Source organism: Streptomyces sp. NPDC102462, assembly GCF_044765425.1.
Classification (GTDB): domain Bacteria; phylum Actinomycetota; class Actinomycetes; order Streptomycetales; family Streptomycetaceae; genus Streptomyces.
Map to the genome: position 1 here is coordinate 153,834 of NZ_JBIWKB010000007.1, position 19,023 is coordinate 172,856.

Annotated in this window: 18 protein-coding genes, 1 pseudogene and 1 riboswitch; of the genes and pseudogenes, 14 read left to right on the forward strand and 5 right to left on the reverse strand. The window is 73.0% G+C overall.

What is annotated here, in order from left to right; translation table 11 throughout:
* The 4 genes and pseudogenes from ACIRFL_RS09010 (at window position 1) to ACIRFL_RS09025 (ending at window position 4,570) form a co-directional block, all read left to right on the forward strand.
* On the forward strand, window positions 1-1,080 hold the full coding sequence (locus ACIRFL_RS09010) for an ABC transporter ATP-binding protein (RefSeq protein WP_404025601.1): 1,080 nt from the start codon (window positions 1-3) through the stop codon (window positions 1,078-1,080).
* A 14-nt stretch (window positions 1,081-1,094) separates the two neighbouring features.
* A pseudogene (locus tag ACIRFL_RS09015) lies at window positions 1,095-1,715 on the forward strand (HAD family hydrolase); the annotation flags it as partial.
* A 319-nt stretch (window positions 1,716-2,034) separates the two neighbouring features.
* Window positions 2,035-2,823, forward strand: a complete 789-nt coding sequence (locus tag ACIRFL_RS09020) for a carbon-nitrogen hydrolase family protein (RefSeq protein WP_404025604.1) — start codon at window positions 2,035-2,037, stop codon at window positions 2,821-2,823.
* A gap of 49 nt (window positions 2,824-2,872) precedes the next feature.
* Complete coding sequence (locus ACIRFL_RS09025; RefSeq protein ID WP_404025606.1) at window positions 2,873-4,570, forward strand: flavin monoamine oxidase family protein; 1,698 nt, start codon at window positions 2,873-2,875, stop codon at window positions 4,568-4,570.
* A 6-nt stretch (window positions 4,571-4,576) separates the two neighbouring features.
* Here ACIRFL_RS09025 and ACIRFL_RS09030 read toward each other — a convergent pair whose 3' ends face one another.
* The 5 genes from ACIRFL_RS09030 to ACIRFL_RS09050 form a co-directional block, all read right to left on the reverse strand.
* Window positions 4,577-5,506 (reverse strand): LLM class F420-dependent oxidoreductase, encoded by a 930-nt coding sequence (locus ACIRFL_RS09030; RefSeq protein WP_404025608.1) that lies wholly within the window; start codon window positions 5,504-5,506, stop codon window positions 4,577-4,579.
* An 88-nt stretch (window positions 5,507-5,594) separates the two neighbouring features.
* The gene (locus tag ACIRFL_RS09035) at window positions 5,595-6,290 is read right to left on the reverse strand and encodes a DUF5995 family protein (RefSeq protein ID WP_404025611.1); all 696 of its coding nucleotides are present in this window, start codon (window positions 6,288-6,290) and stop codon (window positions 5,595-5,597) included.
* A 150-nt stretch (window positions 6,291-6,440) separates the two neighbouring features.
* Window positions 6,441-7,850: a uracil-xanthine permease family protein gene (locus tag ACIRFL_RS09040; protein WP_404025613.1), complete on the reverse strand. Its 1,410-nt coding sequence runs from the start codon at window positions 7,848-7,850 to the stop codon at window positions 6,441-6,443.
* 46 nt (window positions 7,851-7,896) lie between these two features.
* Window positions 7,897-8,094: a phage DNA packaging protein J gene (locus ACIRFL_RS09045; RefSeq protein WP_404025615.1), complete on the reverse strand. Its 198-nt coding sequence runs from the start codon at window positions 8,092-8,094 to the stop codon at window positions 7,897-7,899.
* Window positions 8,095-8,155: 61 nt separating this feature from the next.
* Window positions 8,156-9,367, reverse strand: a complete 1,212-nt coding sequence (locus ACIRFL_RS09050; RefSeq protein WP_404025617.1) for an MFS transporter — start codon at window positions 9,365-9,367, stop codon at window positions 8,156-8,158.
* A 144-nt stretch (window positions 9,368-9,511) separates the two neighbouring features.
* On the opposite strand from ACIRFL_RS09050, the gene ACIRFL_RS09055 reads away from it, so the two are divergent.
* From ACIRFL_RS09055 to ACIRFL_RS09100, 10 genes are all read left to right on the forward strand, one after another.
* Window positions 9,512-10,705, forward strand: a complete 1,194-nt coding sequence (locus tag ACIRFL_RS09055) for an ROK family transcriptional regulator (RefSeq protein WP_404025620.1) — start codon at window positions 9,512-9,514, stop codon at window positions 10,703-10,705.
* Window positions 10,706-11,060: 355 nt separating this feature from the next.
* Window positions 11,061-11,191: riboswitch (FMN riboswitch) on the forward strand.
* Window positions 11,192-11,340: 149 nt separating this feature from the next.
* Window positions 11,341-11,943 carry a riboflavin synthase gene (locus ACIRFL_RS09060; RefSeq protein ID WP_404025622.1) on the forward strand — a complete coding sequence of 201 codons (603 nt, stop codon included), beginning with the start codon at window positions 11,341-11,343 and terminating at the stop codon, window positions 11,941-11,943.
* Window positions 11,940-12,584, forward strand: coding sequence for a nicotinamide riboside transporter PnuC (locus ACIRFL_RS09065; RefSeq protein WP_404025625.1), 645 nt, complete (start codon window positions 11,940-11,942; stop codon window positions 12,582-12,584). The genes ACIRFL_RS09060 and ACIRFL_RS09065 overlap by 4 nt, the downstream gene beginning before the upstream one ends.
* Window positions 12,581-13,909, forward strand: coding sequence for a bifunctional 3,4-dihydroxy-2-butanone-4-phosphate synthase/GTP cyclohydrolase II (locus ACIRFL_RS09070; protein ID WP_404025627.1), 1,329 nt, complete (start codon window positions 12,581-12,583; stop codon window positions 13,907-13,909). The genes ACIRFL_RS09065 and ACIRFL_RS09070 overlap by 4 nt, the downstream gene beginning before the upstream one ends.
* 20 nt (window positions 13,910-13,929) lie before the next feature.
* A complete protein-coding gene (ribH, locus tag ACIRFL_RS09075; protein WP_404025629.1) occupies window positions 13,930-14,415 on the forward strand; it encodes a 6,7-dimethyl-8-ribityllumazine synthase in 486 nt (161 codons plus the stop codon).
* Window positions 14,416-14,448: 33 nt separating this feature from the next.
* On the forward strand, window positions 14,449-14,721 hold the full coding sequence (locus ACIRFL_RS09080; protein ID WP_007491392.1) for a phosphoribosyl-ATP diphosphatase: 273 nt from the start codon (window positions 14,449-14,451) through the stop codon (window positions 14,719-14,721).
* Between the two features lie 87 nt (window positions 14,722-14,808).
* On the forward strand, window positions 14,809-15,666 hold the full coding sequence (gene hisG / locus ACIRFL_RS09085; protein WP_404025633.1) for an ATP phosphoribosyltransferase: 858 nt from the start codon (window positions 14,809-14,811) through the stop codon (window positions 15,664-15,666).
* A 22-nt stretch (window positions 15,667-15,688) separates the two neighbouring features.
* A complete protein-coding gene (locus ACIRFL_RS09090; RefSeq protein ID WP_404025636.1) occupies window positions 15,689-16,153 on the forward strand; it encodes a PH domain-containing protein in 465 nt (154 codons plus the stop codon).
* A 205-nt stretch (window positions 16,154-16,358) separates the two neighbouring features.
* A complete protein-coding gene (locus ACIRFL_RS09095; protein ID WP_404025638.1) occupies window positions 16,359-17,693 on the forward strand; it encodes a hemolysin family protein in 1,335 nt (444 codons plus the stop codon).
* On the forward strand, window positions 17,690-18,775 hold the full coding sequence (locus ACIRFL_RS09100) for a hemolysin family protein (RefSeq protein WP_404025640.1): 1,086 nt from the start codon (window positions 17,690-17,692) through the stop codon (window positions 18,773-18,775). The genes ACIRFL_RS09095 and ACIRFL_RS09100 overlap by 4 nt, the downstream gene beginning before the upstream one ends.
* Window positions 18,776-19,023: the final 248 nt, after the last annotated feature.

Here is a 19,023-nt window from a genome sequence, read left to right on the forward strand (position 1 = left end):
ATGACCGCCACCACGCTGGAGAAGGCCGTCGCTCAGCGGGCCGCCACCGTCGAATTCCGTGAACTGCGCCGCGCGTTCGGAACCACCGTCGCCCTCGACGGGCTCGACCTGGCCGTGCGGCAGGGGGAGTTCCTGGCGCTGCTCGGCCCGTCCGGGTGCGGCAAGACCACCGCGCTGCGCATGCTCGCCGGGTTCGAGCAGCCGGACGCCGGCGCCGTGCTGGTGGACGGCGAGGACATCACCCGGGTGCCGGCCCACCGCCGCGACGCCGGGATGGTCTTCCAGTCGTACAGCCTCTTCCCGCACCTCAACGCCCTCGACAACGTCGCCTTCGGACTGCGCATGCGGGGCGTGCGCACCGCCGAACGGCGGGCCCGTGCCGCCGAGTTGCTGGAGCTGGTCGGCCTCGCCGACAAGGGCCGGAGCTTCCCGCACCAGCTCTCCGGCGGCCAGCAGCAGCGCATCGCGCTGGCCCGGGCCCTCGCGCTGCGCCCGCGCGTGCTGCTGCTCGACGAACCGCTGTCGGCGCTCGACGCCAAGGTGCGGCTGACCCTGCGCGAGGAGATCCGCCGGCTCCAGCAGGAACTCGGCATCACCACGCTGTTCGTGACGCACGACCAGGAGGAGGCGCTGTCCGTCGCCGACCGGGTCGCCGTCATGCGCGCCGGACGGCTCGAACAGTGCGCGGCGCCCGCCGAGTTGTACGGGCGGCCCGCCACCGCCTTCGTCGCCGAGTTCGTCGGCACGATGAGCCGGATCCCGGGAACCCTCGCCGGCGACACGGTGGACGTGCTCGGGCAGCGGCTGCCCGTCGACGGGACGGCCCCGGCCGCCACCGAGGTGGACGTCCTGGTCCGGCCCGAGGCCGTCCGGGTCAGCGCCGACGAGACGGGCACCGCCCGGATCGCCGCCACCGCCTTCCTGGGCGCCGTGGTCCGGGTCACCGTCGGGCTCGCCGACGGCACCGAGGCCAAGGCCGACCTGCCCGCCCACGAGGCCGCCGGGCTCGGCGCGGGAACCACCGTGCGGGTGTCGCTGCCCGAGCGGCCGGTGCTGGTGGCGGAACGTATCCAGAAGTGAGGAGCAGGACCGACGTGACCTCCCATCCCCGACTCCCGCTGCAGGCCGTCCTGTTCGACATGGACGGCACGCTCGTGGACACCGAGCGGCTGTGGTGGGAGGCGGTGGAGCGGGTCGCGGGACGCCCGCTGACCGCGGCCGACCGGCCCGAAGTGCTCGGCCGCGCGGTCGAACACACCGCCGGCTGGCTGGCCGCGGCGGCCGGGCGCCCGGCCGCCGGCCTCGCGGACGAACTGCACCGGGAGTTCACGGCCCGCGTCCGCACGGGCGTCGTGCCCCGCCCCGGCGCCGTCGGCCTGCTCGACGCGCTCGGCCGGGCCGGCATTCCCACCGCCCTGGTCACCGCGTCCCCGCGGGCCGTGGCCGACATCGTGCTCGACGCCCTCGGGCCCGGCCGGTTCGCGGTCTCCGTCACCGCCGACGACACCGGCCGCACCAAGCCCGACCCGGACCCCTACCTCGCCGCCTGCCGCGCCCTCGGCGTCGACCCGGCGGCCTGTGTGGCGGTCGAGGACACCGGCACCGGAGTCGCCTCCGCCGAGGCGGCCGGCTGCGCCGTCCTGGCCGTGCCGTCCCTCGCGCCGATCAACGCCGCACCCGGCCGCACCGTCCGCACCAGCCTCGTCGGCCTCACCCTGGAAGACCTGACCGACGTCGCTGAGCAGGCCCGACGAAGTCCGTTGCGGTGCGGCAGCGCGCCCCGAAGGGGCGCGGGGCTGTATTGATATGCGGCTCCGCCGCGCGGGCGCGCCCAGCCACGACGGCGCCGCGGACAACTGACGGCACAGCGCGGCTCATCCAGCGGAGCGCTCAGGCTGCGCAACGAATCGCCGGGTGGGCCCGGACGCGCGCAATGAACCGCTCGTCGGCGCGCAACGGGTGCTTCTTGTCCGGCCCGTACGCCGACCGTACGGTCTAGGTGGCCCCCAACCCCCGCACCGGTGAGGATCACCCATGCGCATCGCCCTGCTCCAGAGCTCCGGCCGCCCCGGCTCCGTCGCCGAGAACCTCAAGGTCCTCGACGAGGCCGCGGCCCGTGCCGCCGCCGCGGGCGCCGCGCTGCTGGCGACGCCGGAGATGTTCCTGACGGGGTACGCGATCGGCGCGGACATCGGCCGCCTCGCCGAGCCCGCCGACGGCGACCGGGCCGCCGCGGTCGCCGACATCGCCCGCCGGCACGGCCTTGCGATCGCTTACGGCTACCCGGAGCGCGCGGGCGCCGCCGTGCACAACTCCGCCCAGCTGATCTCCGCCGACGGCACCCGGCTCGCCGGTTACCGCAAGACCCACCTCTTCGGCCCCTTCGAGCACGCGCACTTCACCCCCGGCGACCGGCCGGTCGTCCAGGCCCACCTGGACGGCCTCACCGTCGGCCTGCTGATCTGCTACGACGTCGAGTTCCCGGAGAACGTCCGCGCGCACGCGCTGGCCGGCACCGACCTGCTCGTCGTGCCGACGGCACAGATGCACCCGTACCAGTTCGTCGCGGAGTCGCTGGTCCCCGTGCGGGCCTTCGAGAACCAGATGTACGTCGCCTACGTCAACCGGGTCGGCCCTGAGGGCGAGTTCGACTTCGTCGGGCTGTCCACGCTGGCCGGTCCGGACGGCACCGCCCGCGCCCGGGCCGGCCGCACCGAGGACCTGCTCGTCGCCGACGTCGACCCCGGCTTCCTGGCGGCCTCCCGCGAGGCCAACCCGTATCTGCGCGACCGCCGCCCCGGCCTGTACCGGCCCGTCGTCTGAACCCCCGTACAGCTCACCCGAGTTCACCCGAGCAAGGAGTCCCCAGCCCATGACGTCCACGGTGCCCGGTGCCGCCGGGCGCGCCCCCGGGCAGCAGCCGCCGATCACCATGTTCGGACCGGACTTCCCGTACGCGTACGACGACTACCTCGCCCACCCGGCGGGCCTCGGCCAGATCCCCGCGACCGAGCACGGCACCGAGGTCGCGGTCGTCGGCGGCGGCCTGTCCGGGTTGGTGACCGCCTACGAGCTGATGAAGATGGGCCTGAGGCCCGTCGTGTACGAGGCCGACCGGCTCGGCGGCCGGCTGCGCACGGTGGGCTTCGACGGCTGCGACCCGTCCCTGACGGCCGAGATGGGCGCGATGCGCTTCCCGCCGTCCTCCACGGCCTTCCAGCACTACATCGACCTGGTCGGCCTGCGGACGCGCCCCTTCCCCAACCCCCTCGCCGAGGCGACGCCGTCGACCGTCGTCGACCTCAAGGGCGAGTCGCACTACGCCGAGACGATCGACGATCTGCCGCAGGTCTACCGAGACGTCGCCGACGCCTGGCACAGGTGCCTCGAAGAGGGCGCGGACTTCTCCGCCATGAACCGGGCGATACGCGAGCGGGACGTGCCGCGCATCCGGGAGATCTGGGCACGGCTGGTGGCCGGACTCGACAACCAGACCTTCTACGGCTTCCTGTGCGACTCCGCGGCGTTCCGCTCCTTCCGGCACCGGGAGATCTTCGGACAGGTCGGCTTCGGCACCGGCGGCTGGGACACCGACTTCCCCAACTCCATCCTGGAGATCCTGCGCGTCGTCTACACCGAGGCCGACGACCACCACCGCGGCATCGTCGGCGGCTCCCAGCAACTGCCGCTGCGGCTGTGGGAGCGGGCGCCGGAGAAGATCGTGCACTGGGCCCAGGGGACCTCCCTCGCGGCGCTGCACGACGGTGGTGCGCCCCGGCCCGCGGTGACCCGGCTGCACCGTACGGCGGGCGACCGGATCACGGTGACGGACGCGCACGGCGACATCCGCACCTACCGGGCGGTCGTGTTCACCGCCCAGTCCTGGATGCTGCTCTCCCAGATCGCCTGCGACGACTCGCTGTTCCCGATCGACCACTGGACGGCGATCGAGCGCACCCACTACATGGAGTCCAGCAAACTGTTCGTCCCGGTCGACCGGCCGTTCTGGCGGGACAAGGACCCGGCCACCGGCCGGGACGTGATGTCGATGACGCTCACCGACCGTATGACCCGCGGCACTTATCTGCTCGACGACGGCCCGGACCGGCCGGCCGTGATCTGCCTGTCCTACACCTGGTGCGACGACAGCCTGAAGTGGCTGCCGCTCAGCGCCCGGGAGCGGATGGAGGTCATGCTGAAGTCCCTCGGCGAGATCTATCCGAACGTCGACATCCGCAGTCACATCATCGGCAACCCGGTGACGGTCTCCTGGGAGAACGAGCCCTACTTCATGGGCGCGTTCAAGGCCAACCTGCCCGGCCACTACCGCTATCAGCGGCGCCTGTTCACCCACTTCATGCAGGACCGGCTGCCCGCCGGCAAGCGCGGCATCTTCCTCGCGGGCGACGACATCTCCTGGACGGCCGGCTGGGCCGAGGGCGCCGTCCAGACCGCGCTCAACGCGGTCTGGGGCGTGCTGCACCACCTCGGCGGGGCGACGGACCCCGCCAACCCCGGCCCGGGCGACGTCTACGACGCGATAGCCCCGGTGGAACTCCCCGAGGAATGACCGCGCTCAGACGCCCGCGGCCCGTGCCTTCTCGTACACCTCCGCGGCGACGTCCTTGAGGTGTGCGGCGTCGCGGGCGCCGCTCTGCAGATCGACGATGATCTCCTCCAGGCCGACGGCCGCGTGGGCCACCAGGTCCTCGACGATCTGGCCGGCATCGCCCTGGAAGGGCCGGCGGTCGGCGCCGGCGTAGGGCGCGGCCGTCAGGGTCGTGTTCACCCGCAGCACCGTCCGGACGGGCTCCGTGCGGCCCCGCTCGGCCGCCAGGTCCTGCACCTGCCGCCACTGCGCGGCGAGTTGGTCGGCGCCCAGGCCCACCGGCAGCCAGCCGTCGGCGTGGTCGACCAGCCGCCGCAGCGCCCGCTTGGTGCCCGCGGCCAGCAGGATCGGGATCGGCCGGGCGGGCTTCGGCCCGACCACGGCCGAGGCGATCTTGGTGATGCCGCCCTCGTAGCGCACCGGGTCGGGGCCCCACACCGCCCGGCAGACCTCGATCAGCTCGTCCAGCACCCGGCCGCGCTCCTCGAACGGCCGGATCCCGGCCGCCGCGTACTCGTCGAGGGACCAGCCCGTGCCGAAGCCGGCGAGGACCCGACCACCGCTCGCCGCGTCCAGCGAGGCGAGGGCCTTGGCCAGCTGGAACGGCTGGTGCAGCGGCGCGATCAGCACACTGGAGCCGAGCTGGGCCCGTTCGGTGGCCGACGCCGCCAGGGTGAGCGTGACCAGCGGTTCGGCGACATCACGGTAACTGTCCGGCCAGGCAAGCCCCTCGATGCCGTACAGGCCCTGCGTGGCCGGCTCGGGGAACAGGGCCCGTTCGAAGACCCACAGGCTGTCGTAGCCGATCCCTTCGGCCGCGCGGGCCACGTCGGGTACGTCCTTGCCGATGGAGTACTGCCGCATCTGGGGAAGACCGAGACCGAGCCGGATCGCCATACCGCTGCTCCTTCGCAATCGGGTGCCTGCCGGTCAACCTACCTGCGGTGTACACGGGTTTCCGGGCAACGCTCGGGCAATGGCCGGATCAGTCCGGTAGGGGGGTGAGCAGCAGCCGGCCCGCGAGGCCGACGGCCGCGTCGAGGCGTTCGGCCAACTCCTCGGCGAGGTCCCCGTACCGGCGCAGCGCCCACAGTGCCCGCGCCGCCGACCAGGCCGCGTCCCGGGCCCGCTCCAGGCTCCAGGAGCCCAGCAGATGGGTGAGCGGGTCGGCGATCTGGAGGAGGTCGGGACCCGGCATCAGATCCTCCCGTACGCGTTCCTCGAGCGAGACGAGGAGATCGCCCACCCGGTCGAACTCGTCCTCCAGGTCGTCGGGTGCGCAGCCGAGCGTCCGGCAGGTGTCCACCACGGCGAGCGCCAGGTCGTGGCCGATGTGTGCGTTGACGCCCGCCAGCGCGAACTGCAGCGGCCGTACGCCCGGATGGCGGCGGAGCTGGAACAGCGGCCGCCAGCAGGCGGGGGCGCGCCGGCCGTCCGCCGCCGCGTCCACCGCGTCCAGGTACCGGTGTGCGAACCGGACGTCCAGCGCGGTCGCGGCCCGCCGGTCGGCGAAGTACCCGGCATCCAGCCGCCGTTCCACCTCTTCGGTGACGGTGAGGTAGACGCGGTTGAAGACCGCGACCCCGTCCCGGGCCGGCAGGGCGGCGTCCAGGGCGCGCATCCGCGCGACGACGGAGTCCACGGTGCGGACGGACGTCGTGAACTGTTCCAACTGCGCCATGGGGGCAGGGTCCCAGTCCGCGGCCGAGCCGCGTGCCGACGGGCCCGGCGCGTCCCCGGAACGGGGGAACCGGCCCGTCCCGCGGTGGGCCGCAGGACGGAACGCCGCGGGCCGCGAGGGCGCCCAGGTGAGATGCGCGCCGGAGCACGCCTACGAGCCGGCGCGGTGGCCTTCCCCGTCGGGGCCCGCGCTCTCGTCGTAGGTGGAGGTGCCCTCGTCCAGCAGCGGCTGCTGTCCCTTGAGATGGGCGGGCGCGAAGGCGCGCAGCGCGTGGTAGCCGGTGGTGACGACCAGCGTGCCGAGGGCGATCCCGCTCAGCGAGAACGTGTCGGTGAACTTCATGGAGACGTTGCCGACGCCGATGATGATGCCGGCGGCGGCCGGGACCAGGTTCAGCGGGTTGCGCAGGTCCACCTCGGCGTGCAGCCAGATCTGCGCGCCGAGCAGGCCGATCATGCCGTACAGGATGACGGTGATGCCGCCGAGCACCCCGCCCGGGATCGCGGCGACGACCGCGCCGAACTTGGGGCACAGGCCGAAGAGCAGCGCGAAGCCGGCCGCGGCCCAGTACGCGGCCGTCGAGTAGACGCGGGTGGCGGCCATCACGCCGATGTTCTCGGAGTACGTGGTGTTCGGCGGGCCGCCGACGGCGGTCGACAGCATCGACCCCACGCCGTCCGCCGAGATCGCCGTGCCGAGCCGGTCGTCCAGGGGGTCACCGGTCATCTCGCCGACCGCCTTGACATGTCCGGCGTTCTCCGCGACCAGCGCGATGACGACCGGCAGGGCGACCAGGATCGCCGACCACTGGAAGGACGGGCCGTGGAAGGAGGGCAGTCCGATCCAGTCGGCCTTGCCGACGCCGGACAGGTCCAGGCGCCAGTGGTCGGTGAGCCTGCCGCTCGCGTCCACCGAGTGGATCCGGCCGAAGATCCGGTCGAAGGCCCAGGAGACGACGTATCCGAAGACCAGGCCCAGGAAGATCGCGATACGTGACCAGAAGCCGCGCAGACAGACCACGGCAAGACCGGTGAACAGCATCACGAGCGGCGCCGTCCACTGGTCCTGCGGCCAGTAGGTGGACGCGGTGACCGGTGCCAGGTTGAAACCGATCAGCATCACCACGGCGCCGGTGACGATCGGGGGCATCGCCGCGTGGATGATGCGCGCCCCGAACCGCTGCACGGCGAGCCCCACCAGGAACAGGGCGACGCCGACGACGAAGACCGCCCCGGTGACCGTCGCGCTGGTGCCGCCCTGGGCGCGGATGACCGCGGCGACGCCCACGAAGGACAGGGAGCAGCCCAGATAGCTCGGCACCCGGCCGCGGGTCGCGAGCAGGAAGATCACGGTGGCGACGCCCGACATCATGATCGCGAGGTTGGGGTCGAGGCCCATCAGGACGGGGGCCACGAAGGACGCGCCGAACATCGCCACGACGTGCTGGGCGCCGAGGCCCATCGTGCGGGGCCAGGACAGCCGTTCGTCGGGGCGTACCACCGCTCCGGGCGCGGGCGTACGCCCGTCCCCGTGCAGCTTCCAGCGCACGCCGAGGTCCATGGTGAGGTTTCGCTTTCTCTGTACGTGAGGAGGATCCGCACCATTGTCATATGACCTGCGGAACCTGATACGCCCCGAGGGGCGCGGGGAACTGCGCGCTGAGCCCCCACAGTGCCGCACCCGACCGACGGCCTGCCGTGCCCCGAAGGGGGCGCGGGGAACTGCGCGCCCAGCCACGGGCCGCCGGCACACGGCTGACGACGTGCCGTCCCACGGCGAGCGCCCGCCCTGGGCAGGTAGGCACGGGGAACTACGGCGCCGCCCGCAGCCCAGAGCCAGCGGCACCGAGGCGACGGGCGGCAGCTTCAGGGGCGTGGGTCGGGGACCGCCGTGGTGGGGCGGCCGGCCTCGGCCTGGGCCCGCCCGCCAGGGCGCAGCACGCCCGCGAACACCGCGAGCCCGCACGCCAGCACGGTCACCAGGCAGAACGACACCATCAGGCTGGTCGCCTGGGCCACCCCGCCGATCAGGCTGGGCGCGATCAGGCCCGAGGTGTATGTGATGGTCGCCACGCCCGCGATGGCCTGGCTCGGATTGGGGCCGCTGTGCCCGGCCGCCGCGAAGCACAGCGGTACCACGACCGCGATGCCGAACCCCATCAGCGCGAACCCGGTCATCGCCACCGCCGGATGCCCCGCGACCACGATCAGCAGACCGCCGCCCCCGGCGAGCACCCCGCCCGCCCGGACCGTGCGCACCGCGCCGAAGCGGTTCACCACCGCGTCCCCGGCGATCCGGGCGATCGCCATGGTCAGCATGAACCCGGTCGTGGAGGCCGCGGCGAGCCCGGCGGAGCTGTCCAGCCGGTCCCGCAGGAACACCGCCGACCAGTCGAGGCTCGCGCCCTCCGCGAACACCGCGCAGAAGCCGACCGCGCCGATCAGCAGCGCCGAGCGGGGCGGCAGCGCGAACCGCGGCGGCGGCTCCTCGTCCTCGGCGGGCTGGAGGTCCAGCACCCGGCCGGCGGCCAGCACGCCGAGCAGCGTGAGGACGGCCGCCGCGAGCCCGAAGTGCAGCCGTGCGTCCGAGCCCAGGTGCGCGGCGAGGGTGCCGGCGGCCGAGCCGATCAGGGCGCCCGCGCTCCACATGCCGTGCAGCCCCGAGATGATCGACTTGCCGAGCAGCCGCTCCACCTCCACCCCGAGCGCGTTCATCGCCACGTCGGCCATACCGGCGCTCGCGCCGTAGGCGAACATCGCCAGGCACAGCGTGGACAGGTTCGGCGCGAGGCTCGGCAGGATCAGCGCGAGCGTCCACAGCGCGATCAGTCCGCGCAGCGCCGTCCGGCTGCCGAAGCGATGGCTGATCCGGCCCGCCACCGGCATCGAGCACGAGGCGCCGAACGCCGTGAAGGCGAGCGCGAACCCGAGTTGCCCCGCGCCCAGGGAGGCATGGTCCTGGATCCAGGGCACCCGGGTCGCGAACGAGCCGGTGACGGCCCCGTGCACGGCGAACACGGCCGCTACGGCGTACCGGGCGCGTTTCACCTCACCTTGCGCGTAGCGCACGCCACTCATCTTCCGGCCCCTCCCTGGACGGTCGCCCCGCTGTCTCGGGCCGTAAACTATCAGGGACCCTGCCTGATAGATAGGGAGTATCGTCGCCGTCCCGGCACGCAGCGGCCGGCCGGCCGGCTCCGCCGATCTGGGAGGATTCCCGTCATGCCCGCATCCCCGAGCACCGCCCGGGCCATCAACGACCGGCTCGCCCTGCGGCTGCTGCAGGACGAAGGCCCGCTCACGGCAGGGCAGTTGAAGCAGCTGACGGGGCTGTCCCGGCCGACCGTCGCCGACCTCGTCGAGCGGCTGACCGAGCGCGGCCTGATCACGGTCGTCGGCGAGTCGGGTGAGCAGCGCCGCGGCCCGAACGCCCGGCTCTACGGCATCGTCGCCGACCGCGCCCACCTCGCCGCGCTCGACGTCCGCACGGAGGGCGTCTCCGTGCTGGTGTCCGATCTGCTGGGCCGGGTGCTCACCGAGGCGTCCCTGCCCATCGCCGGGGACATCGGGACCGGGCTCGCGGTGGAGCAGGCGGTGACGCTCGTGGAGCGGGCCGCGAAGGAGGCCGGGGCCGACCGGCTGCACACCGTCGGCATCGGCGCACCGGGCCTGATCGATCCGGCCACGGGTGAACTGCGCGACTCCTCCGGCCTGCCCGCCTGGCACCGGCGGCTGGTCGCGGCCCTTCAGGAGCGCCTGCCCGAGGCCCGGGTCAGCGTCGAGAACGAGACCAACCTCGCCGCCGTGGCCGAACAGCGCGAGGGCGCCGCCCGCAACCGCGACACCTTCGTCCTGCTCTGGCTCGGCCATGGCGCGGGCGCCGCCGTCGTCCTGGACGGCACCCTGCGCCGCGGCGCATCCGGCGGCACCGGCGAGATCGGCTTCCTGCCGGTCCCCGGCACCTCGACGCTGCCCTCGGCGACGGACTGCGAGGGCGGTTTCCACTCCCTGGCGGGCGCCGCGGCCATCGAGGCGCTGGCCGACGAGTGCGGGCTGACCGGCGCCGCGGACGACACGGACGGGCCGCGCGCCGCCGGCCTGGTGCGGACGGCCGTGACCGGGGCCGCCACGGCGGCCGCCGACCGCTTTCTCGCCGCCCTCGCCGACCGGATCGCCATCGGCGCGGCCTCCGTCGTCGCCGTCCTGGACCCGGGCTGCGTGGTCCTCGGCGGGGAGGTCGGCCAGGCCGGCGCAGACCCGCTCGCGGACCGGGTGCGGGACCGGGTGCGGCGGATGTCGCCGCTGGCCACCGACGTACGGCCGAGCACCCTCGGCGGCGCGGCCGTGCTCCGCGGGGCCCTGCTGACCGCCCGGGAACGCGCCCAGGACGACCTGTTCACCCTGGCGGACCGCTGAGCGCTCCGCGGGCAGGGCCGGGAAGTGCCGTCGGTCGGCTGCGGCGGCATCGTGGCCGGTCGCGCAGTTCCCCGCGCCCCTTTGGGGCGCTTCGCCGCCGTCGGTCGGTTTGCTCAGGCTGGCGGCCCGGCGGCGGGCAAGGGCCGTCGTCACCGCCACCGGGCCCGCCCGCACCCTAAAAGGACTAGACCAGTAAGGTCAATGGGTTTGAATCACGGTCAGGTGTCGTCCCGGACAGGGGAGTTGACCTGGGCGGCCCGGCGGGCGAGCCCGGCGCGCCACGCTGTGAGCCACCCCACACGGCCTCCCTGTCGGGACGGGCATCCGCCGTGGCACACTGGGCGTGTACCAGAAGCAGCGCACTCCGGGGTCGGTGAAAGTCCGAACCGGCGGTTACAGTCCGCGACCCGGTCGCTTCCAGCGACCGGTTGACCAGGTGAAATTCCTGGACCGACGGTTAAAGTCCGGATGGGAGGCAGTGCGCGGCGGGCGGGCATCCGTGCACGCCGCCGTCTTGGGACGCGTCCCCCGCGGACGGGTCCGTCCGGCGTCGTTCCCGAAGTGCTCATCCGCTTCTTCTGTCGTCATCGACAGGCCCCGGAGTCCGTGCCCGAAGAGGCAGGAGGACCCGGGAAGTGTTCACCGGAATCGTCGAAGAGCTGGGTGAAGTCACCGCCGTCGAGAACCTGGGCGATGCCTCCCGTTTCCGGCTCCGCGGACCCGTCGTCACCGAGGGCGCACGGCACGGCGACTCCATCGCCGTGAACGGGGTCTGTCTCACCGTCGTGGACCACGAGGGCGACGAGTTCACCGCCGACGTGATGGCCGAGACGCTGCACCGCTCCAGCCTCGGCGTCCTCACCGTCGGCTCCCGTGTCAACCTCGAACGCCCCACCGCCGTCGGCGCGCGCCTCGGCGGGCACATCGTGCAGGGCCATGTGGACGGCACCGGCGAAGTCCTGGAACGCACCCCCTCCGACCACTGGGAGATCGTGAAGATCTCCCTGCCCGCGGACCTCGCCCGCTACGTCGTCGAGAAGGGCTCCATCACCGTCGACGGCATCAGCCTCACCGTCGTGGCGGCGGGCGACGACCACTTCACCGTCAGCCTGATCCCGACCACCCTCGCCCTGACCACGCTCGGCCACAAGCAGCCCGGCGACCCGGTCAACCTGGAGGTCGACGTCATCGCCAAGTACGTCGAGCGGCTGCTCGCGGACCAGGGGGCGACCCGGTGACCTGGCTCAACTCACAGGCGTTCACCCTCTTCGGCCAGCACATCAAGTGGTCCGACATGATCGGCAACGTGATCGGCCTGGTCGGTCTCGCCTTCGGCTGGCGCCGCTCCCTGTGGAGCTGGCCGACGCAGTTCCTGTCCGGGCTCATCCTGTTCGCCGCGTTCGCCACCGCCCACCTCTCCGGCAGCGCCGGCAAGCAGGTCGTGGTCATGGTCGTCGCCGGCTACGGCTGGTGGCAGTGGAACCGCGGCTCCGCGCGGGGCGCGGACGGCCACATCGCCGTACGGTTCGCCACCTGGCGCGAGCGGGCCGCCCTGCTCGCCGCCGCGGCCGTCGGCACCCTCGCCGTGTCCGGGCTGTTCCACGCCTACCCCTCGCTGTCCTGGGACCCCTGGCCGGACGCCTACATCTTCGTCGGCACCGTCGTCGCGATGTACGCCCAGGCGCGCGGCATGGTCGAGTTCTGGCTCGCCTGGCTCCTGGTCGACGCCGTCGGCGTCCCGCTCAACTTCGCCAACGGCTTCGCCTTCTCCGGCTTCGTCTACGTCATCTACGGCGCACTCGTCCTGTGGGGCCTGCGCGACTGGTGGCTGCGCTCCCGCAAGGACGCGCGGCCCGTCCTGGAAGGAGCGCCCGCATGACCGCGGCACCGATCCTGTACGGCACCGACCATGCCGAGGACATCACCCTGGACCCGATCGAGCAGGCCGTCGCGGACATCGCGGCCGGCCGCCCCGTCGTGGTCGTGGACGACGAGGACCGGGAGAACGAGGGCGACCTCGTCGTCGCCGCCGAGAAGGCGACCCCCGAGATCATCGCGTTCATGATGAGCGAGTGCCGCGGCCTGATCTGCGCCCCCATGGAGGGCACGGAACTCGACCGGCTCCACCTCCCGCAGATGGTCGAGGACAACACCGAGTCCATGAAGACCGCGTTCACCGTCTCCGTGGACGCCTCCGCCGAGCACGGCGTGAGCACCGGGATCTCCGCCGTCGACCGCGCCACCACACTCCAGCTGCTGGCGAGCGGCAAGGCCCAACCGGACGACCTGGTACGCCCCGGCCATGTCTTCCCGCTGCGCGCCCGGCCCGGCGGCGTCCTGGCACGCCCCGGCCACACCGAGGCCGCCGTCGACCTCGCCCGGCTCGCCGGGCTGCGGCCGGCCGGCGCGATCGTGGAGATCGCCGGCGAGGACGGCCGCATGCTGCGCCTGCCCGAGCTGATCCCGTTCGCCCGCAAACACGGCCTGACGATCATCTCCATCGAGGGACTGATCGCCTACCTGCGCGCCGCCGCGCCCGCCGCACCGGCCCAGCGGCGCGCGCCCGCGCCCGGACCCGCCGTCCGCCGCGAGGCCGAGGTCGGCCTGCCCACCCGGCACGGCACCTTCACGGCCTACGGCTACCGCTCCACCGCCGACGGCGTCGAACACGTCGCCCTCGTCCACGGCGAGCTGGGCGACGGCGAGGACGTCCTGGTCCGCGTCCACTCCGAATGCCTCACCGGCGACGTCTTCGGCTCGCTGCGCTGCGACTGCGGCCCGCAACTGGACGCCGCCCTGGACCGGATCCGGGACGAGGGCCGCGGCGTCGTCGTCTATCTGCGTGGACACGAGGGCCGCGGCATCGGCCTGCTGTCCAAGCTGCGCGCGTACGAACTCCAGGAACGCGGCCGGGACACCCTGGACGCCAACCTCGAACTCGGCCTGCCCGCCGACGCCCGCGACTACGGCGCCGGCGCCAGGATCCTGGAGGACCTCGGCGTACGCAGCGTCCGCCTGATGACCAACAACCCCGACAAGACCGACGCGCTGCTGCGCCACGGCATCAAGGTCACCGGACGCGAGCAGATGCCCGTGCACGCGGGCGAGCACAACCTCCGCTACCTGCGCACCAAGCGGGACCGGATGGGCCACGACCTGCCCTGGCTGGACGCACCGGCCGCGTCGGGCTGCGGCAACCAGTAGAAACAGCACTGAGGAGACACGTGAGCGGCAAGGGTGCACCGGAACTGTCCGTGCGGAACGTCGGCGACCTCAGGGTCGCCGTCATCGCGGCGCAGTGGCACGAGAAGGTGATGGACGGCCTGGTGGACGGCGCCCTGCGCGCCCTGAGCGACCTGGGAATCGACGAACCCACCCTGCTCCGGGTCCCCGGCAGCTGGGAGCTGCCGGTGGTCGCCAAGGTGCTGGCGGGCCGCGGCTACGACGCGATCGTCGCCCTCGGCGTCGTCATCCGCGGCGGCACCCCGCACTTCGACTACGTGTGCCAGGGCGTCACCCAGGGCCTGACCCAGGTGTCGGTCGAGACCGGCGTACCCGTCGGCTTCGGCGTGCTGACCTGCGACACCGAGGAACAGGCCGTGGACCGGGCCGGCCTTGCGGGCTCCCGGGAGGACAAGGGGCACGAGGCGGTGACCGCCGCCGTCGCCACCGCGGCCACACTCCGCTCGGTATCCGAACCCTGGCGCTGAGGAGTCCCCGCAACCGCGTAGGGTAAGACCACCATGTCCAAGAAGACGTTCGAGGAGCTGTTCACCGAGCTCCAGCACAAGGCCGCCCACGGCGACCCCGCGACCTCCCGCACCGCCGAACTGGTCGGCAAGGGAGTCCATGCCATCGGCAAGAAGGTCGTCGAGGAGGCCGCCGAGGTGTGGATGGCCGCCGAGTACGAGGGCAAGGAGGCGGCCGCCGAGGAGATCTCCCAGCTGCTGTACCACGTCCAGGTGATGATGGTGGCCCGCGGCATCTCCCTCGACGACGTCTACGCCCATCTGTAGGCCCGAGCGGCCGCGCCCGCCACGGGCACCCACACCCCCCCGCAGTTCCCGTACCGCCCCTCCCGTCACACGAAAGAAGCCGACCTCATGCTGCGCATCGCCGTCCCCAACAAGGGTTCCCTCTCCGGCCCTGCGGCGGACATGCTGCATGAGGCCGGCTACCGGCAGCGCCGGGAGTCCAAGGAACTGCGGACCGTCGACCCGACCAACGAGGTCGAGTTCTTCTACCTCCGCCCCCGCGACATCGCGATCTACGTCTCCTCCGGCCGCCTCGACATCGGCATCACCGGCCGCGACCTGCTGGTCGACTCGGGCGCCAACGCCGAGGAGATCCTTCCGCTCGGCTTCGCCCGCTCCACGTTCCGCTACGCCACCAAGCCCGGCACGGCGTCCGGCGTCGCGGACCTGAGCGGCAGGACGGTCGCCACCTCCTACGAGGGCATCGTCGCCAAGCACCTCGCCGACCAGGGCATCGACGCCTCCGTCGTGCACCTCGACGGCGCCGTGGAGACCGCCATCGAACTCGGTGTCGCCGAGGTCATCGCGGACGTCGTGGAGACCGGCACCTCGCTGCGCAACGCCGGACTCGAAGTCATCGGCGAGCCGATCATGAAGTCCGAGGCGGTCGTCATCCGCCGCACCGGCGCGAGCGCCGACGAGTCCGTCGAACCGAAGGTCCAGCAGTTCCTGCGCCGGCTCCAGGGCGTCCTGGTCGCCCGCACATACGTGATGATGGACTACGACTGCCGCGCCGAGCACCTGGAACAGGCCGTCGCCATCACCCCCGGCCTGGAGGGCCCGACCATCTCGCCGCTGCACAACGAGGGCTGGGTCGCCGTCCGCGCCATGGTCCCGGCCGAGGACGCCCAGCGGATCATGGACGACCTGTACGACATCGGCGCGCGGGCCATCCTGACCACGGCCATCCACGCCTGCCGCCTCTGACCGCCGAGGAGGCCGCACCCGCATGTCCGCGCCGTCGGAACCGCCCACCCTGCCCGTCACCTTCCGCCCGCATCTGACCCGGGTGATCCTGCTCACCGCCGGAGTGGCCATACTCCTGGTGATAACCGGGGTCGCGCTGGCACTGGAACAGCTCGGCCCGGGGGAGCGGCTGAGCTTCGTGCTGACCGGGGCACTGATCTTCTGGGTGCTGGCCCAGCTCGCCCGGGTGAAGGTCGTCGCCGACGAGTCCGGCGTCACCGTCGTCAACATCGCCGGCAGGCGGCGCCTGGAGTGGGCGGAGATCCTCCGGGTGAACCTCCGTCCGGGCGACCCCTGGGTCTTCCTCGACCTCAGCGACGGCACCAGCCTGCCCGCGCTCGGCATCCAGCCGGGCATCGCCAAACAGCGGGCCATCGCCGACGCGAGCGCCCTGCGGGCGCTCGCCGAGGCCCGCGCCGGCAAGGGCCCGGACCGACATCAGGGCTGACTCCGGGCCGTCCACCCTGCCGCGGCGGCCGGTGTCTTGATTAATCTGGTGGGCGGAGGCGTTCCCGTTGTGCCTCCGCCCCTGCCGCGCCGCCCGGCGCACAGGGGTTCCTGCTACCCGAGGAGTGACCCTCTCCGGCGATGGACGGATCGTCCTGTAGTACCTGCGCCGCCCCCTCCCGACATACCGCGGAGGCGGCGGCATCATGACCACCCCCCTGCTGCTCCTGGCAGCCGCATTCCTGCTGATCCTCGCCAACGGCTTCTTCGTCGCGGCCGAGTTCGGCCTGGTGACGGTCGAGCGGCCGGACGCCGAGAAGGCCGCGGCCGAGGGAGACCGACGTGCCCGCAGGGTCGTCGACTCGCTGCGGGAGCTGTCCTTCCAGCTCTCCGGCACCCAGCTCGGCATCACGATCACCTCCCTGGTGGTCGGCATGCTCGCCGAACCGGCCCTCGCCGAGCTGCTGAACGGCCCGGTCACCGCGACGGGCATCCCCGACGGCGCCGTCCCCGGCGTCGCCGTGGTCGTCGGCATGCTGCTCGCCTCCGCGATCCAGATGGTGATCGGCGAACTCGTACCGAAGAACTGGGCGGTGTCCAGGCCGTTGCAGGTCGCGCGGTTCGTCGCGGGCCCGCAGCACCGGTTCGCCCGCCTGTTCCGCCCGGTGATCGCCGCGCTCAACGCGGTCGCCAACCGGCTGGTGCGCGCCCTCGGCGTCGAACCCACCGAGGAACTGGCCTCCGCCCGCACCCCCGGCGAGCTGGTCTCGCTGGCCCGGCACTCCGCCCTCGCGGGAGCCCTGGAACAGGACACCGCCGACCTGTTCGTGCGCACCCTGTCACTGGGTGAGCTGACCGCGCAGCACGTCATGACCCCGCGGGTGAAGGTCAGCGCACTCCAGTCCTCGGCCACCGCCGAGGACGTCGTCAACCTCACCCGGGCCACTGGGCTGTCCCGCTTCCCCGTCTACCGGGAGAAGATCGACGAGATCGTCGGCATGGCCCACCTCAAGGACGCCCTGGCGGTCCCGCCGCACGAGCGGCTGCGCACCCCGGTCGGCCGGATCGCCCACAAGGCGCTGCTGGTACCGGAGACCCTGCCCGTGCAGCCGCTGCTCGCCCGGCTGCGCAGCGAACAGCCCATCGCGGTCGTCGTCGACGAGTACGGCGGCACGGCGGGGGTGGTGACCCTGGAGGACATCGTCGAGGAACTCGTCGGCGAGGTCCGCGACGAGCACGACGGCCAGGACCTTCCCGAACTCGCCGTGGCGCCGCCCGAGGACGGCAGGCCCGCCTGGGACGCCGACGGCAGCTGCCGCGTCGACGTCCTGCGGCGGATAGGTCTCGACGTGCCCGAGGGGCCGTACGAGACCGTCGCGGGCCTGGTCGCCGATCTGCTCGGCCGTATCCCGGCACCGGGCGACCGGGCCGAGCTGCCCGGCTGGCGGCTGTCGGTGCGCCAGGTCGGCCACTACCGGGCGGAACGGGTCCGGCTGGTGCGCACCGCCCCCGTGGCCCCGGTCCCGGAGGCGGTCCGATGAGCCTGCTGCAACTCGTCTTCGCCGCGCTGCTCGTGCTCGCCAACGGCTTCTTCGTGGGCGCCGAGTTCGCGCTGGTCTCCGTGCGCCGCAGCCAGATCGAACCGCTTGGCAGCGCCCGGGCCCGCCAGGTGCTGTACGGCCTGGAGCACCTGCCGCAGATGATGGCCGCCGCCCAGTTCGGCATCACGGTCTGCTCGCTGACCCTCGGCGCGGTCGCCGAGCCGACGGTGGCTCATCTGCTGGAGCCGGTCTTCGAGTGGATCCATCTGCCGCACGGCATGATCCACCCGCTCGGCTATGTCATCGCCCTCGCCGCGGTGGTCTTCTGCCACCTGGTGATCGGCGAGATGGTGCCGAAGAACCTGGCGATGGCGGCGCCGGAGAAGGCCGCGCTGTGGCTCAGCCCCGGTCTGGTCGCCTTCGCCCGGCTGTGCCGGCCCATCACCATGGCGCTCGGCGCCTGCGCCCAGGGCATCCTGCTGCTGTTCCGCGTCGAGCCCAAGGACGAGGTCGAGGCCGTCTTCACCAGCGTGCAGCTGGGCCGGCTGGTGGAGGACTCCGGTCAAGCCGGGCTGCTCGACCCCGAGGAGCAGGAGCGCCTGGAGGACGCGCTGGAACTGGGCTCGCGCCCGGTCACCGACGTGCTCCTGAGGCGCGAGTCGCTGGTGACGGTGCCCCCGTCGGTCACGCCCGGGCAGATCGTCCGGCTGACCGCACGGACCGGCTTCTCCCGCTTCCCGGTCGCCGCGGAGACCGGCGCCTTCATGGGCTATCTGCATGTGAAGGACGTACTCGACCTGGAGGACTCCGAGCGGGCCGTGCCCCAGCAGGTGTGGCGCCCGATGACCACGCTCCGGGCCGAACTGCCGCTGGACGACGCGCTCACGGTGATGCGGCGGGCCGCCACCCACCTGGCGCAGGTGGCCGACGCGTCCGGCCGCATCCTCGGCCTGGTCGCGCTGGAGGACGTACTGGAGCTGCTGGTCGGCGAGGTACGCGATCCCGCGCACCGGCAGGCCACCGGGCCCAGGCAGACTCAGTCGCGGGTGAGCGGCGAACCGGAGGAGGCCCTGGCCGGCTGAGCCGCGCGGGTCACCGGCAAGCCGGTCGTCGCCCACCCTGGCTGGGATGCCGCGGCCCCCGCCGGGACGGCAGCGCCGGCTTCCGCGCCCGGCGGCGGTCGCCCGGCTGATCGGCGGCTGCCGCCGGATGGTCCCGCGCCGGCCATCGCGGTGAACCGGAGGAGGCCCTGGCCGGCTGAGCCGCGCGGGTCACCGGCAAGCCGGTCGTCGCCCACCCTGGCTGGGATGCCGCGGCCCCCGCCGGGACG

Excerpts from the sequence above, each read along its gene's own strand:
- ACIRFL_RS09010 (WP_404025601.1), top strand. The coding sequence starts at position 1 with ATGACCGCCACCACGCTGGAGAAGGCCGTCGCTCAGCGGGCCGCCACC.
- ACIRFL_RS09020 (WP_404025604.1), top strand. The coding sequence starts at position 2,035 with ATGCGCATCGCCCTGCTCCAGAGCTCCGGCCGCCCCGGCTCCGTCGCC.
- ACIRFL_RS09025 (WP_404025606.1), top strand. The coding sequence starts at position 2,873 with ATGACGTCCACGGTGCCCGGTGCCGCCGGGCGCGCCCCCGGGCAGCAG.
- ACIRFL_RS09030 (WP_404025608.1), bottom strand. The coding sequence starts at position 5,506 with ATGGCGATCCGGCTCGGTCTCGGTCTTCCCCAGATGCGGCAGTACTCC.
- ACIRFL_RS09035 (WP_404025611.1), bottom strand. The coding sequence starts at position 6,290 with ATGGCGCAGTTGGAACAGTTCACGACGTCCGTCCGCACCGTGGACTCC.
- ACIRFL_RS09040 (WP_404025613.1), bottom strand. The coding sequence starts at position 7,850 with ATGGACCTCGGCGTGCGCTGGAAGCTGCACGGGGACGGGCGTACGCCC.
- ACIRFL_RS09050 (WP_404025617.1), bottom strand. The coding sequence starts at position 9,367 with ATGAGTGGCGTGCGCTACGCGCAAGGTGAGGTGAAACGCGCCCGGTAC.
- ACIRFL_RS09055 (WP_404025620.1), top strand. The coding sequence starts at position 9,512 with ATGCCCGCATCCCCGAGCACCGCCCGGGCCATCAACGACCGGCTCGCC.
- ACIRFL_RS09070 (WP_404025627.1), top strand. The coding sequence starts at position 12,581 with ATGACCGCGGCACCGATCCTGTACGGCACCGACCATGCCGAGGACATC.
- ACIRFL_RS09080 (WP_007491392.1), top strand. The coding sequence starts at position 14,449 with ATGTCCAAGAAGACGTTCGAGGAGCTGTTCACCGAGCTCCAGCACAAG.
- hisG (WP_404025633.1), top strand. The coding sequence starts at position 14,809 with ATGCTGCGCATCGCCGTCCCCAACAAGGGTTCCCTCTCCGGCCCTGCG.
- ACIRFL_RS09090 (WP_404025636.1), top strand. The coding sequence starts at position 15,689 with ATGTCCGCGCCGTCGGAACCGCCCACCCTGCCCGTCACCTTCCGCCCG.
- ACIRFL_RS09095 (WP_404025638.1), top strand. The coding sequence starts at position 16,359 with ATGACCACCCCCCTGCTGCTCCTGGCAGCCGCATTCCTGCTGATCCTC.
- ACIRFL_RS09100 (WP_404025640.1), top strand. The coding sequence starts at position 17,690 with ATGAGCCTGCTGCAACTCGTCTTCGCCGCGCTGCTCGTGCTCGCCAAC.